This is a genomic window from Anoxybacillus sp. FSL W8-0104 (assembly GCF_038004465.1).
GTDB lineage: Bacteria > Bacillota > Bacilli > Bacillales > Anoxybacillaceae > Anoxybacillus > Anoxybacillus flavithermus_G.
Window position 1 is genome coordinate 444,030 of the sequence record NZ_JBBOQU010000001.1, and the last position, 15,531, is coordinate 459,560.

Consider the following 15,531-nt stretch of genomic DNA (forward strand, 5'->3'; position numbering starts at 1 on the left):
ATGAAGTTTGTCGTTCGAGGACAAACGTATTATGTGGAAATGTACGGTAATGGACAACCGCTGTTGTTACTACACGGATTTACAGGCAGCTGTCAAACGTGGCATCCGTTTATTTCAACTTGGAGCCAACATATACAGTGCATCGCCATTGACATTCTTGGCCACGGACGAACGGATGCTCCAGCTGCTATACAGCGCTACGATATTGAAACGGTGGCGAAAGATATTGCGATGTTGTTTGATCGATTAGGAATAAAAAAAGCTCATGTGCTTGGATATTCAATGGGGGGGCGGCTTGCGTTAACGTTTGCGATTCGTTATCCGCAGTACGTTCAAACATTAATATTAGAAAGTAGTTCCCCGGGATTAAAAACGGAAGAAGAGCGAATAAAGCGGTGTGAAGAAGATGAACGATTAGCGCAGTTTATTGAACAACATGGGGTTGCATCGTTTGTTGATCAATGGGAGAAAATTCCGTTGTTTTCTTCGCTTCAACGATTGCCAAAGGATGTGCAAAAGCAGTTACGAGAAGAGCGGTTACAGCATACGGTTGTCGGATTAGCCAATAGTTTGCGCGGCATGGGGACAGGAGCGCAACCTTCTTGGTGGGGAGCGTTGCATCAATTGACGATGCCGACATTGTTGATTTGTGGAGAAGATGATGAAAAGTTTTGTCGAATTGCGTCAGAAATGGTACAATTATTACCAAACGGAACGCTCATTGCCGTTCCGCAAGCTGGACACGTTGTGCATATGGAGCAGCGTGAGCGGTTTGGTACGCTTGTTCAACAATTTGTGCTAAGAGGAGGTTTATTGCATGGCGATTGAATGGATAAAAGAGAGGGAATATGAAGATATTTTGTACGAAACGTATAACGGCATTGCAAAAATCACAATTAATCGTCCTGAAGTACATAATGCGTTTCGTCCAAAAACAGTAATGGAATTAATTGATGCGTTTGCATATGCACGTGACGACTCTAATATTGGTGTCATCATTTTAACAGGTGCAGGCGGCAAAGCGTTTTGTTCGGGTGGCGACCAAAAAGTGCGTGGACATGGTGGATATGTGGGGGATGATCAAATTCCGCGCTTAAACGTATTAGATTTGCAACGTTTAATTCGTGTTATTCCGAAGCCGGTTATTGCGATGGTTGCAGGTTATGCGATCGGCGGTGGTCACGTGCTACATGTCGTTTGTGACTTAACGATTGCAGCAGATAACGCGATTTTTGGTCAAACAGGTCCGAAAGTCGGTAGCTTTGATGGAGGATATGGAGCCGGTTATTTAGCGCGCATTGTCGGTCATAAAAAAGCGCGTGAAATTTGGTATTTATGTCGCCAATACAATGCCCAAGAGGCGCTAGAAATGGGACTAGTGAATAAAGTTGTTCCGCTTGAACAGTTAGAGGAAGAAACGGTGAGATGGGCGGAAGAAATTTTAGAAAAAAGCCCGACAGCTATTCGCTTCTTAAAAGCTGCGTTCAACGCTGATACTGATGGATTGGCAGGCATTCAACAACTTGCTGGAGATGCAACGCTTCTTTACTATACAACGGATGAAGCTAAGGAAGGACGCGATGCATTTAAAGAAAAGAGAAAACCGGACTTCAAGCAGTTCCCGCGTTTTCCATAAAAATAAAACAGCTTGATGTGCATACATCAAGCTGTTTTTTTGAAGGTGGTGTGAACATGATTCCAAATTGGTTACGTCAACGTGCACATTTAACTCCGAATCGTGTAGCGTTATACGACGACACACAATCGATTTCATTTGCGGAACTTCATGATCGGACAGTAAAACGGGCAAGGCAATTTGTTTATCTCGGTGTAAAAAAAGGCGACATTGTAGCTATCTTAATGAAAAATAGTATACATATGGTCGAAGTCATTCATGCGCTTCATTATATTGGAGCGATTGTTTTGTTACAAAACGTACGCTTGTCGATAGAAGAAATAAAGTGGCAGTTGGATCATAGTGGGGCGCGTTTCGTCATTTGTGATGCGCCATTTCCAGACGAACGAGTGATTGAGTGGAATGAATTTATAAAACTCCGAGAACGAGATGGAGAATGGCAAACGATGTACCATCTTGATGATGTAGCAACCATTATGTATACATCAGGGACGACAGGAAAGCCAAAAGGGGTTATGCAAACATATGGGAATCATTGGTGGAGTGCGATTGGTTCCGCTTTAAATCTTGGCTTGCATGAAAATGATTGTTGGCTTGCCGCTGTTCCTTTTTTTCATGTTAGTGGTTTGTCGATTTTAATGAGGAGCGTCATTTATGGCATGAGTGTTTATATTATGTCATCATTTGACGCGAAACGTAGCAATGAGCTTATTTTGCAAGGGAAAGTTACGATGATGTCCGCTGTCAGCACCATGGTGCAACAAATAATTCAGCAACTCAAGCAGCCGTACCCTCCGTCATTTCGTTGTATGCTCGTTGGAGGAGGACCTGTTTCGCAACCGTTATTGCATTCGTGTGCTAATTGGAATATACCTGTATATCAAACATATGGTATGACAGAAACCGCTTCCCAAGTGGCTACATTATCTCCAGATGCTCGTCATAAACATGGCTCAGCAGGAAAGCCGCTGTTTCATATGGGTATTCGCATTGAAAAAGACGGACACCAGCTGAATGCCAATGAAGTAGGAGAGATTGTTGTCAAAGGTCCGAGCGTCATGAAAGGGTATTGGCAAAACGAAAAGGAAACGAATGCGGTTTTAAAAGATGGTTGGTTATATACCGGAGATATTGGATATATGGATGAAGAAGGATTTTTATATGTGCTTGACCGTCGTTCAGATTTAATTATTTCTGGTGGAGAAAATGTATATCCTGCCGAAATTGAGGCGGTACTTTTGGAACATAAGGCAGTAAAAGAAGCAGGCGTCATTGGAGTTGCTGATGAAACGTGGGGACAAGTGCCACATGCATTTGTTGTATTATATGATGGGACAGCAACGGAAGAACAATTAAAGTTGTTTTGTATGAGTAAATTGGCTAAATATAAAGTGCCAAAGCGAATTTACATTGTTGATCATTTGCCGCGCAATGCTACAAACAAACTGATGCGCCATAAGCTAAAAAAATGGGTCGAGGAGGCGTAAAAAGCCTCCTCTTATTGATATCCTTTCGCTGTTTCTTTCGTAATTTTTTCTTTAAACAGTTTATAACTCCAAAGTTGATAGCCTACGACGATCGGTACCATAACGATGGCGACGCCGAGCATAATTTTTAAGTTCAATTCGCTTCCTGCTGCTTCAAAAAGCGTTGTGCTATATTCATCGTTGATGCGGGAAGGAAGCATATTTGGGAACATGCCGATAAAACCAGTTGCCATAAGTGTGAAAATCGTCAAGCAAATGTTCGTAAATGCAAGTCCAATTCGTTTTTGCCAAACGAACAATAACATCAGTAATGCACATACGAAAGTAAGCGCTGGAACGACCCAAAGAATTGATGCTTTTGTAAAGTTGTGAAACAAAGGTGTCCGATTACTTGTTGCAACGAAGAAAAGGGATAATATGACCGTTGCAACAATAGCAGCAGGGCGAGCGACTGCATACGCTCGCTCCGCTACCTCTCCAACCGTTTTTAGCATGACCCAGAGAGCACCAGAGACGATAAATAAACTGATAAACAATAATCCGCCTAACAAACCGTACGGATGAAGTAAACTAAAAAACGTTCCTTCATATCCAGATGGGCCAATTTTTAAGCCGTAAAACAAATTCGCAAAGGCAACGCCAAATAAAAGTGCTAAAGCAAAACTGCTAATTGTAAATGCCCATTTCCAACTTTTTTGCCAAAGCGGTGCATCGTCTTTATGCATAAATTCCAATCCAGCAGCACGGAAAAAGAGCGCGAATAAAATGAGCATCATCGGCGTATATAAGAAGCTAAATAAGTCAGCATAAACAGCAGGAAATGCAGCAAATGTAGCTCCGCCCGCTGTAATTAACCATACTTCATTGCCACCCCAAAACGGTCCAACCGCTTCTTGTAGTTGATTTCGCTCTTGACGGTTTCTCGCTAAAAACGGAAACAACATGCCCGTCCCGAGCGTATATCCATCTAATACAAAGTATATCGTCCAAATAAGTCCCCATAGACCAAACCAAATGATCGCAACTATTTCATAAGACATGTTGCATTTCCCCACCTTTCGTAGCCGCGGATGTGTATGGACCTTTTTTCGCATATTTCAACATTAAGTACACGTCAGCAATAAGCAAAATCGTATAAAACAATACGAGGCTGACAAGTGAGAATATGATTTGTGAAAGCGAGATTGGCGATACCGCTTCGGCTGTGCGCATTAAGCCATACACCGTCCATGGTTGACGTCCGACTTCCGCAACGACCCAGCCAGCATTGATCGCAACGTACGGTAACAAAACGGAATACATGACTACCTTTAAGAAGCGTTTTGATTCAATTAATTTATTTTTACGATACAAGTAAAACCCATACCAACATAAAGCGACGAAATATAGTCCGAGTGCGACCATTAATCGAAATGAGTAAAACACAATATTGACGTTCGGTCGTTCGTCTTTCGGAATTTGATCAAATCCAACGACTTTTCCATCAAACGAATGCGTATAAAAGTAACTTCCGAGCTTCGGAATCGTTAAAAATTCAACGATATTTCGTTCGTTTTTTGGATCCGGAATTTGAATAATATGAAAAGGTAACCCCTCTTTCGTTTCCCAAACAGCTTCTAGTGCTGCTCCTTTAGCAGGCTGCATCTTTGCCGCAAACGATGCTGATTTATGACCGATAAATGGTGTTGCTGTTGTCGCGATAAGACCTAGAATAAGTGCATACTTAAACGATTTTTCGAAAAATACGACATGCTGCTTACGCAACAAATGCCATGCGCTAACAGCCATCACAAAAAACGCTCCAACGATATAACAGCTGACGACGGTATGAACGAACATATGCCAAGCATATGGATTCGTCACAACTTCCCAAAAGTTTTGTAGTTCGATGCGACCGTTTCTCTCAATATACCCGACCGGATTTTGCATAAACCCGTTTGCTGTAATAATCCAAAGTGCTGAAATGTTTGTACCAAGCGCAACCATCCAAATCGAAAACGCACGAAGTTTTGGTGAAATTTTATCCTTCCCAAATAGCCAAATGCCCATAAATGTTGATTCTAAAAAGAAAGCAACGAGCGCTTCAATGGCGAGCGGAGATCCGAAAATATCCCCCATATATTTCGAATACTCAGACCAGTTTGTACCAAATTGAAATTCCATCGTAATGCCTGTGACTACGCCAAGGACGAAGTTGATAGCAAACAATTTCCCCCAAAAATCTGCCATTTGTCGATAAAGCGGATTTTTTGTTCGCACATGTTGTGTTTCCATCCATGCAATTAAAACAATAAGACCAATGGTCAACGGGACGAATAAAAAATGATAAAAAACCGTAATGGCAAATTGAAAACGGCTTAACAAAAGTACATCGCTCATAAGTCCCCCTCCAACATACAAAATGTTTTTTACTACGTATAAGAGTAACCTCAATACGTGAAGAAGAGGTGAGGGAAATGTTGCAAAACTGTGGCGATAATTTTAAAAAAATATGTCTATTCATTGTTTTTAACATGTAAAAATTGGAAAACCCCTTGCCGTAAGCAAGTGGGGGTGTCACCTGTTTGGTTGGAACGTTTTACAGTCTGTTTCAGTCGAACTTGCTGCTGTTGGGCCAGCATGGCTTACGACATAGATAGCTTCTGCACTACATCGATTGCCTTGTGACCAAAACTGACAGTTTTGCACTTCACAAAGTACATCTTTGGCCATGATTGTTCCCTCCTTTCCTTATGCTGTTGTTAGTGTAGACAAAAGATTAGCGACACATAACATGAAAAAATGAGCAAAAACAAGGGGAATTTTTTATGATTAAATGTTGACATAGATAATCATTCTCAATTAGAATGGAATTGTGTAACATAAAACAAAAAATCGGAGGGAGTTATATGTCGTCATTATTAGTTGTTGGTGCTGATCATTTAGGAAACATTACCGATAAATTAAAAAACTCAGGATTTAAGGAGATTATTCATTTAGATGGCCGCAAAGTGAACATGGTGAAACGACAAATTCCAGAGCATGTCGATATCGTATTTGTCATGACAGATTATATTAACCATAATTTAGCGAAAGTCATTAAGCAAAAAGCGAAGGATCAACATAAGCCTATCTATTTTGTAAAGCGTTCATGGAGTTCCATTCAATTCGTTATTCAACAAATGGAGGAATTGAAACAAGTGAATTAAGGGGGAGATGACATTGTGGCAATCGTTTATGAATGAAGTGTTAGCTTATCATTACAACATATCTCCACCTCATCGTTCATCGCTTACGTTGCTAAAAGGAATTGAACGGGCAACATCATCGTTTTCGATCGCTTCTTTTGATTCTCCCGTTACATATTATAAAATGATTGCACAAATGACAGATTACTTGCTTCGCTTTGTTGCGAACGATCAGTCGTTTGTTCACATATTAGATGCTCATGATGCTTTTGTTACTACATCATGTACGTCTGACACATGCGTTGTCCCATCATGTATGAACATTTTTATAGTTGATGCAATTTCGCTTTCAAAAGCAATGCGCATGTTTGAAAATCATTTTAAAGTAAAACCAGAAAAAGTTTATATTTACCATATGTCAGAGAATCGTGTCATACATTTTTGCTTGACAAGACATGTGCATCAAGTATCATAAATGTATAATGATAATGAATTTCAGTTTTAGGGAGAGGGAAGTATGGGGAAATGGATCAAAATCGGTTCAGCCATTGCTTTATCATCGTCGCTAGTTGTTAGCGGCTGTGCTGAACAAACGATAAAAAAGAAAGAAGAGACAAAAAAAACTATCCAAGTTCCTGTGACAGATTATACGTTTCGAACCGCAGGAAATATGTTTGCGTATTCAGAGTTTGAGCTGTCTGGTGAACCTTTAGCAGAAGGGTTAGGATTAGATTTAGATTTGTTGGATGTTCGAAAAATAAATGAACCGACCGAATTTGATTATATTGCAGGTGTAGAGTCTTACGAGTATTCTGAGGAAGCCATGTATGAGGTAACGGAAAAGTCAGGGCTCGGTTTGCATCTTATTCACGGTCCTATAGCAAAAAAATTAGCGAAACAAAGCGGAAAAGAAAGTCATGAAGTATTAGCTGAACGTTTTTATTTACTTGCTGATCAAGTTGGATATCCACGCGAAGAAATATTTCGCAATATGTTTCCTACATTAATTGAGTATGAAAGTGGGGATCCACATTACATACAACAAGTGGATACAGACGTATATGCAGAAAATGATGACGGTACGTACGTCCCAGTGTACCAAGTAGATTTTCAAACGTTGCGATGGGCTCGTGAAAAAATGAATAAAATGCTTGTTCCTGCAGCTTACGGGGCAACGTTTTTAAAACAAGCTTTATGGGCTGGTGACTTTTTAAGTGCGTTCCATACGGTTGATAAAGACGAGGAAATAGAGGCAAAAACGGCAAATGATGATCAGCATTCAAATATTGCATTAGGAGTTAGTTCGGCTGATGGAATGCAAGGAATGATTTTAACTGAGCAAATATGGAATAAGTTGTTGTTTATTCGTGACCATTTATTTTATGATGCAAAAAATGACAAGCTTACTTCATTGAACAAGGGAACTTATGAGCCGGAAAAAGGGTTTGTATATTTGCCACATCAAGTTGAAGTTGTTGAAAATGGAGATGATCAAGCACCTGATGCTCAACAACTCATTTTGAAAGATAAACGTAGCTTTTTGAAAGACCAATGGCTTATGTTATGGCCAGCGGCTGAATTTTTTGGTATGACCGATCAGCGCGAGGCTAACAAAAATCAAAATCCCGCCTTTTTAGCTGTTTTTGATGGTCAACCTTATCCAAAAGCACCAAATGAAAATATCGATGAAAATGTTCATAATGATGTACAAAGTGACGATCCGTATTCGGTGAATCGAGATATTTTACTGACTGTTTTTAAAAACGTTGATGCGATGCATTTCAATGATGAATTAGGTATATTTGTTGAAGAACATAGCGGAACTGAGCAAGGGAAGTATATGAACACGTTTGATGCTGGTTATACGATGGAAGCACTTCGTATTTTTCAACGAGCAATTGACGGTTTGCCAGTTGGCTATGCGAATGGAGAAGAAGCAGAAGGTTTGCATACGGCGGAAGGAAAACGAGCGCTCGAGCTTATTCATAAACAAGCAGATTTCATCATTGAAAAATTAATAAGAGAAGATGGACTTGTCGCAAATGGGTTTACAATTGGAGAAGGGATAGATAAATCAGAACCAACGCTACTTTCTCAACTTGGAGCGATTCGTGGGTTAACGGCAGCCTTTTTGGCTACAAAAGAAGAGAAGTACCGTGAAGCTGCACGAAATATTTATGTTGCCATGGATCGATATTTTTGGGATCAGAAATTGCATGTTTATCAAACGGCAAAAGGTGAAATGAAATATGATCCGTTTGTGGCTGGCGCTCTTTCTAGTATATTCCGTTTAGCCATAAACCAATTAAACAACATAGATCAAGATGAACAACAACCAAAAGAGCTTGATCGCGAAACAATTATTTCCCGATATGTAGATTTTTACAATCTCATCATCGATGGACCGAGCATAAAAGAAGGAATGCAAGCAAGTGAGTTTTGGGATACAGGGGATGTGTATAAAAAAGACGACCAATCTGGCAACACAGATAAAGATCACGTGCCACAAGTTCAAGCTGGAGATGGCCCGTATGGTATTGCTCCTATTCTTGTGAATGTTGAAGTAAAAGAAAAGTAAAAGGCGGACCGTCTGAACCGGGCGCCTTTTCTGCGTGGGGGATGAGTATGAAAAAATTAGCCATAGTTCTTTTTGTTTTTTTTCTCGCTTCGTGCGCTAAGCAACCGGTATTTATGTCTAAACAAACAGTGATTCGCGATGTGGCAGTAAACAGCAACAATATTGTTATGAATCGAGCGGGAGATGAATTGTATGTTGCAAATATAGACGTACCTACTGTAACAATTATCGATGTGAAAACAAAAAAGAAGAAGGCGGAAATTGCTGTTGGACGGGAGCCACGGCAATTAACATTAAGTCCTGATGAACAATTTTTATATGTGTCCTGTATGTATGACCACCGAGTTGATATTATTTCGTTAAAAAAGCAAAGAGTCATTGGGCATATTCAAACAGGGATTGAACCGTTTGGCCTTGTGACGAGCCAAGACGGTCGATGGTTATATGTCGCTAACTACCGTTCGGGCACATTATCTATTGTCGATTTGCAATCAGGAAAAGTGAAAAAAGACATTCGAGTAGGTGATCGTCCTCGAACGGTTACAATTACGGCAGATGGTAAAAAGCTATATGTCCCACATTATTTGCAAGGGAAAATTACAGTCATTGATACAAAAAAAGAAAAAGTCGTTAAACAAATTTCATTGGCACCTTCACCCGATCAAGAAGATCGAAAAAAAAGTCAGGGCATCCCAAATACGTTAGAGCAGTTTGTTATTGCACCTGATGGAAAAAAAGCATACGTGCCACATTTATTAACAAATGTTGATACACCTATTCATTTTGAAGAGACGATTTTTCCGGCTATTTCTGTCATTCGTTTAGATATTGATGAAGAAGTGTTAGATGAAAGAAAAGAATTATTTGAAGAAATCAACGTCACAGATGTAAACAATGAAACAATGATTGTGTCGAATCCGTACGATATAGCATTTCATCCAAACGGAAAAAAAGCATATGCCATTATGTCTGGCAGTGAAGATCTTGTCGTTTTTGACCTTGCCCGTGGAGGAAATGCTACGCAAGTATTGCGCAGAATTCAAGGAGATAATCCGAGAGGAATTGTCATTTCCCCGGATGGCGAAACACTTTATATTCATCAAGCGATGAGTCATGAACTTGCCATTGTAAAAACAGGCGGTGAACAAGCATATGCAAAAGCAAAACAAATAGGTAAAAATATTTCTCTAATTTCGCAAGATTCGTTACCACCGCTTGTAAGAGAAGGAAAAAAGATATTTTATAGTGCAAATAGCGATGAATATGCAGCGGAGATAACAAAAAATAATTGGATGAGTTGTGCATCTTGTCATAGCGACGGAGATATAAATGGCTTGACGCTTATGACACCGAAAGGACCAAGAAATGTGCCAAGCAACATATTAACAACGAAGACAGGATTATTTATGTGGGACGGATCGCGTGATGATTTTACTGACTATATTCATACAGTCCAAGGGGAGATGGGCGGGATGTTGCAATACGATCCAAGTAAACCGTTACCGCCTGATGTGCAACATATGTTTGATGCGCTATTTGCATATTTGGATGATCCAAGTTCATTTCCTGTTCCAAAGAGCCCTTATCGAGAGAAAGATGGAAGTTTAACACATATAGCAAAAAAAGGGGAGCAGCTGTTTTTTGGAAAGGGGAACTGCCTCACTTGTCATGGAGGAAAGTATTTTACGGATAGTGTAAAAGCAGTGGATAACAATGGGCAGCTCACAACAGGTCAAATATCGTTTTTGCACGATATCGGAACAGAAAATGTACTCGATCGCTCATCGTCCGGGGATGCACGTGCGCAATTTAAAAATCCTCGAACTCCGAAGCAGTGGGATACTCCTACATTGCGTGGAGTGTGGGCGACTGCCCCGTATTTACATGACGGAAGCGCAAGCACGATTGAAGAAGCTATTGTACGTCACCAGATAAAGGAAGTAGAGCAGCTTAGCGAAGAAGAAATAAAGCAAATTGCGGCATATGTACGATCATTAGAGTAAAAAGGTGGGGATCCCCACCTTTTTACAATTCATCAAACCCATTCATATCTGTTGTTTTTGTGTATGAACGTGGACGCGCCTCGAAAAAGTCGGTTTTGCCTAAATTCACATTTTCATCGCTAAAGACACGAATCCAAGGCATACAATTTTCATCAGCATCGTATCGATCGTCTAACCCAAGCATCCGCAATCGCTTATTTCCAAGGTATTCAATATATTTTTCCATTTCGATAACGTCAATGCCATCAATATCGCGCAACACAAAGCGCGACCATTCTGTTTCGTAACGAATGGCTTCGTCGATATAGTCATATATCCACGCAGAAAACGCTCCATTTTCATCAATTTGTGGATTTTCCCATAACACTGCGCGTACAAGTTGAGAAATAAAGTAACTATGGCATAGCTCATCTTTATTAATATAACTAATCATCGTTGATGTTTTGAGCATTTTTTGGTTTCTTGCCAAATTGTAAAAAAAGGCAAACCCAGAATAAAAATTAATCCCCTCTAAGACGAGCGAAGCGACGAGCGCGCGGCAAAACGTCTCTACCGTTGGTTGCTCGCGAAATGCTTCATATACGCGAATGACGTGTTCATTTCGCTTATAAATGTGCGGATTTGTTCGTGCCATTTCAAACGCACGATGTTGCTCCGATAATTTTTCGATCGAAGCAAGAACGTACGAGTACGATTGATTATGAACGACTTCTTGCTGTTCGATAATCGAAAAAATTGCTTTGACGCTCGGATCGGTAATGTATTCTTTCATCGCCCCAATAAAATTTGGTTGAACAGAATCTAAAATTGAAAGCAAGCCGATAATGTGTAAAAATGCATCCCGTTCCCGTCCACTTAACTCATGCCATTGTTTAATATCATCCGACATATTAATTTCAAACGGCGTCCAAAAGTTGCTGAGCAACATTCTGTATATATCGTAAAAATGGCTATATTTAATATCGTTCCAGTTTAAAATGCCGCTTGCTTTCCCGTTTATAATGCTTGTTGCCTTATTTGGATGCGACGGCTCGAGCAATTTTACTTTCGCCAATAACAAAACGGTCAACCTCCTCTAGTAGCTGTTGTACGAATACAGTCGGTAAATGTTGTTGATGGCCGCGTGGTGATTGTTCAATTTTTAGCGTGCCGAGCACCGTCGTCACTTTTCGCAAATGGTACTCCATTTCATCGACAGCACGGCAATAGTATGGCCACATTTGATCCCCTGTGCCAAACAGCGCAACAGGAGGCAAAGGAAGATTTCGTTCTTTGATAAGAAAACGAAGTAGCTTTCTCATTTCATCTGGAAGTTGTCCATTTCCCCACGTATATGAACCGAATAAAAGAAGATGCGCCTCATGAATGAGCGATTCGATCGCAAATATATGTTCAATATCGATCGTTTTCACCGCATGTCCGTATGAGCGAAAAGCTTCTTCAATTAACAAGGCGACTTCTTTTGTGTTTCCCGTTTTGGATGTATAGCAAATGAGAACGTTCATGATTAATCACGCAAGAAACCCCTGCTTTCAAGCATGGGGAGGAATGCGTGTTCCCCCTTTCTTTTGTGTATGATATAATAAAGGCGTGGAGAAAACCGTTTAACAAAGGCACTCCAATAACTGCTACTCGATGTATGGAGTTGGTTACAGGAAGCGTTGTAACCGTAAAACATCGAGCGTGGGTCCGTCTGTTGTGCGTGGAAGTCAAGTACTGCCAACAGACACACCGAGAGAATCGGTAACGATGCAGGCATGACCTGCGTCGTTGGGTAGTTGTCAACCTGCCCTGATGCAACCCCAAGTGAAGGAAGGAGGATAACATCCGCTTGCACTTCTGGGGAGTTGCAAGCCCATGACTTTAGTCATTGGGTTGTTGACGCTTTTTCCTCCTACGATGAGCAAACGTCGCATTCTTCAATCGTTACGGCAGTGCTGCGAACGTAATACGTCGATTTTAACCGTTCTTTCCATGCCGTTAAATGTAAATCCAAAAGATCTTTCGCTTTAATCGTGTTGTATACGTAAAGATTAAAACTTAACGACTGATCGACATGTTTTTGTCTAGCGGCATTTTGACGAATGCTCATCTTTTGATCCACTTCATAGGCATTTTCGTAAAACCAAAATGTTTTGGCATTTAAATCAGGAACGGTAACAGGAATTTTATAATTTTTCTTTTCTTCAAAATATAAGCGATTGAAGACAGGATCGCATGACGCCGTTCCGTTTGCTAAAACGGATGTCGAAGCGTTTGGAGCAGGCGCCATGAGATACCCATTACGTATCCCATGTCTCATCACTTGTTGCTTTAACTCATCCCAATCTAACTCATCGTGGGAATGATAACCGCGAAGCTCAAAATATTTCCCTGTATGCCAATCAGAACCTGCAAACGCCGGATATGCACCTTTTTCTTTCGCCAATTCCATGCTTGCTTGAATCGTTAAATAAGCGATTTTTTCAAATAGCTTGTCAGCGAAATCAACGCTTTCTTCACTATTCCACTTAATTCCTTTTAACGCTAATAAGTGATGCCATGAAAATGCACCTAGACCGATTGCCCGATATTTTTTATTTGTCATCACCGCTTGCAACACTTCAATGCGATTTTCGTTTAAGTCGATGACGTTATCAAGCATACGCACTTGAATCGGAATTAATCGTTCTAGTACATCGTCTTGTACGGCGCGAGCGAGATGAATGCTAGATAAGTTACAAACGACAAAGTCGCCTGGCTTTTTATGAATAATGATTTCACCATCTTGCGTATACTCTTTTGTTACGGTAGTCGCGCTCATATTTTGCATAATTTCCGTACATAAATTGCTAGAATAAATCATACCCGCATGTTTATTTGGATTCATGCGATTCGCTTCGTCGCGATAAAACATATAAGGTGTACCCGTTTCTAATTGTGATTTTAAAATGCGCTTCATAATTTCAATGGCAGGTACACGTTCTTTACTTAACTCTGGATGGTTGATACATTCTTCGTATTTTTCGCGGAAGGAGCCATGTCCTCGTTCTTCATCGTAAAAATCTTCAAGACCTAGCGGATTCCCACCTTTATCTTTCCACCCCATCACTTTTTTCACTTCATGTGGGTCAAATAAATACCAATCGCCCCGCTTTTCGACTTGTTCCATAAATAAATCAGGGATGCATACGCCATAAAATAAATCATGGCATTTTTGCCGTTCATCGCCGTTGTTTAATTTTGCGTCTAAGAAAGAGAAAATGTCTTTATGCCAAACGTCTAAATAGACGGCAATACTTCCTTGTCGCGTACCAAGCTGATCAACCGATACAGCGGTATTGTTTAATTGGCGCATCCATGGGATGACACCAGACGATACGCCTTTAAATCCTTTAATATCCGAGTTGCGTGCCCGAATTTTTCCTAAATAGACGCCGATTCCCCCACCGCCTTTGGAGAGGCGAGCGATGTCTGTATTCGATTCATAAATGCCGATTAAGCTGTCATCAACTGTATCAATAAAGCAACTCGATAATTGGCCATAAGATTTGCCTGCGTTTGCGTATGTTGGTGTAGCCACCGTCATATATTGATTCGATAATGCCCAATACGCTTCTTTAACAAGTTCCATTCGTTTTTCTTTTGGCTCATTCACCATCAGCGTAAGAGCAATGGTTAAAAAGCGTTCTTGTGGCAACTCATAAATTTCTCCGTCATATCCTTTCGCTAAATAACGATCAACGAGTGTGCGTAATCCGATATAGGTAAATTGCTCGTCTTTTTTCGAATCGATCCATGTCCCCGCTTCTTGTAGTTCTTCTTTCGTATATCGTTCAAGTACAAACGGATCGTAAATACCGAGATCAACGAGCATTGTTTGTAACTCATAAAAGTAGTGGTATGTGTCGGATACATCATAGCCACGATTGGTTGCTGCTTCATTGTACAGCTGTTGTAAATAAAGGCGTGCTGCGACAAACGTCCAATCAGGTTGTTCTACGGTGATTTCGTCAAGTGCATTTAAAATGAGTTTGTTCATCATGTCATCGTATGATTTTGTATACGTCAGCGACCGTATCGTACGCTCGATGTATCGCGCGCTTGATAAGTGTGGAAAGTCTTTGAAAATATGAAACAATAATGTGCGGATCGTTTCTTCATTTACTTCTGTTTGTTGTTTTATGTACACCATATAACATCCCTTCCCCTAGAAAATAAAAAAATCCGCTCTCGTTGAGCGGATGAAACGATGGAAAAAGGCATGCTTTCACCATCGTTTCATCTTCTCAATCCCCGAAGAATATGAAACGATACAAGGAAGGCAGGTCTCCTGACTTGCGCTTCTTCCTACTTTGGATTCCTTCCCATATATGCGCCATAAATAGCTGACATATACAGTGGTGTTATTTCCATTTCGTCTGCGCACACAGTTGCGGGGACAGTTCTGGATTCGCACCAGATTCCCTATTAAGTCCGTTTGGACACCTTCACTTGTCGGTTTCAATATATAGTTATTATTTCGTACGATTATCACAATATATTGTACGAAAAAGGTTTACGTTTAAAACTATAGCGAAAAATCTCAACATTTGCAATCGTTATTTTTCATCCTTTGCTACATAGCGACGATCTTTCATCCCTTTCCATACAATGTCGTTTCATAGTTTGATTTGGAATG

Annotated in this window: 13 protein-coding genes and 1 riboswitch; of the genes, 7 read left to right on the top strand and 6 right to left on the bottom strand. The window is 40.4% G+C overall.

Features of this window, described 5'->3' with window-relative positions; genetic code table 11:
• From menH to NST18_RS02510, 3 genes are read left to right on the top strand one after another with little or no spacing between them, the layout of a single operon-like run.
• Complete coding sequence (gene menH / locus NST18_RS02500; protein ID WP_004888930.1) at positions 1–828, top strand: 2-succinyl-6-hydroxy-2,4-cyclohexadiene-1-carboxylate synthase; 828 nt, start codon at positions 1–3, stop codon at positions 826–828.
• Complete coding sequence (gene menB / locus NST18_RS02505) at positions 818–1,636, top strand: 1,4-dihydroxy-2-naphthoyl-CoA synthase (RefSeq protein ID WP_004888931.1); 819 nt, start codon at positions 818–820, stop codon at positions 1,634–1,636. Before menH ends, menB begins: the two co-directional genes overlap by 11 nt.
• 56 nt (positions 1,637–1,692) lie before the next feature.
• Positions 1,693–3,123, top strand: coding sequence for an o-succinylbenzoate--CoA ligase (locus NST18_RS02510; RefSeq protein WP_035018425.1), 1,431 nt, complete (start codon positions 1,693–1,695; stop codon positions 3,121–3,123).
• A gap of 11 nt (positions 3,124–3,134) precedes the next feature.
• On the opposite strand, the gene cydB is transcribed toward NST18_RS02510, so the two are convergent.
• The 3 genes from cydB to NST18_RS02525 form a co-directional block, all read right to left on the bottom strand.
• On the bottom strand, positions 3,135–4,163 hold the full coding sequence (gene cydB, locus NST18_RS02515) for a cytochrome d ubiquinol oxidase subunit II (protein WP_004888933.1): 1,029 nt from the start codon (positions 4,161–4,163) through the stop codon (positions 3,135–3,137).
• The gene (locus NST18_RS02520) at positions 4,153–5,502 is read right to left on the bottom strand and encodes a cytochrome ubiquinol oxidase subunit I (RefSeq protein ID WP_004888934.1); all 1,350 of its coding nucleotides are present in this window, start codon (positions 5,500–5,502) and stop codon (positions 4,153–4,155) included. The genes cydB and NST18_RS02520 overlap by 11 nt, the downstream gene beginning before the upstream one ends.
• A gap of 177 nt (positions 5,503–5,679) precedes the next feature.
• A complete protein-coding gene (locus tag NST18_RS02525; RefSeq protein ID WP_064498957.1) occupies positions 5,680–5,835 on the bottom strand; it encodes a DUF1540 domain-containing protein in 156 nt (51 codons plus the stop codon).
• A 176-nt stretch (positions 5,836–6,011) separates the two neighbouring features.
• Here NST18_RS02525 and NST18_RS02530 point away from each other — a divergent pair, with 176 nt between their 5' ends.
• Genes NST18_RS02530 through NST18_RS02545 form a run of 4 tightly spaced genes read left to right on the top strand, consistent with a single transcriptional unit; the run spans position 6,012 to position 10,871 of the window.
• Positions 6,012–6,311, top strand: coding sequence for a DUF2325 domain-containing protein (locus NST18_RS02530; protein ID WP_004888935.1), 300 nt, complete (start codon positions 6,012–6,014; stop codon positions 6,309–6,311).
• A gap of 7 nt (positions 6,312–6,318) precedes the next feature.
• Positions 6,319–6,765 (top strand): hypothetical protein, encoded by a 447-nt coding sequence (locus NST18_RS02535; RefSeq protein WP_004888936.1) that lies wholly within the window; start codon positions 6,319–6,321, stop codon positions 6,763–6,765.
• 42 nt (positions 6,766–6,807) lie between these two features.
• Positions 6,808–8,868: a hypothetical protein gene (locus tag NST18_RS02540; RefSeq protein WP_064220688.1), complete on the top strand. Its 2,061-nt coding sequence runs from the start codon at positions 6,808–6,810 to the stop codon at positions 8,866–8,868.
• A gap of 47 nt (positions 8,869–8,915) precedes the next feature.
• Positions 8,916–10,871 (top strand): cytochrome D1 domain-containing protein, encoded by a 1,956-nt coding sequence (locus tag NST18_RS02545; protein ID WP_004888938.1) that lies wholly within the window; start codon positions 8,916–8,918, stop codon positions 10,869–10,871.
• Positions 10,872–10,893: 22 nt separating this feature from the next.
• Here NST18_RS02545 and NST18_RS02550 read toward each other — a convergent pair whose 3' ends face one another.
• From NST18_RS02550 to NST18_RS02560, 3 genes are all read right to left on the bottom strand, one after another.
• Complete coding sequence (locus tag NST18_RS02550) at positions 10,894–11,931, bottom strand: ribonucleotide-diphosphate reductase subunit beta (RefSeq protein WP_004888939.1); 1,038 nt, start codon at positions 11,929–11,931, stop codon at positions 10,894–10,896.
• Positions 11,885–12,376 carry a flavodoxin domain-containing protein gene (locus tag NST18_RS02555; RefSeq protein ID WP_035018430.1) on the bottom strand — a complete coding sequence of 164 codons (492 nt, stop codon included), beginning with the start codon at positions 12,374–12,376 and terminating at the stop codon, positions 11,885–11,887. The genes NST18_RS02550 and NST18_RS02555 overlap by 47 nt, the downstream gene beginning before the upstream one ends.
• A gap of 389 nt (positions 12,377–12,765) precedes the next feature.
• Positions 12,766–15,045, bottom strand: a complete 2,280-nt coding sequence (locus tag NST18_RS02560) for a ribonucleoside-diphosphate reductase subunit alpha (protein WP_035018431.1) — start codon at positions 15,043–15,045, stop codon at positions 12,766–12,768.
• A 110-nt stretch (positions 15,046–15,155) separates the two neighbouring features.
• Positions 15,156–15,357, bottom strand: a riboswitch (cobalamin riboswitch).
• Between the last annotated feature and the right edge of the window lie 174 nt (positions 15,358–15,531).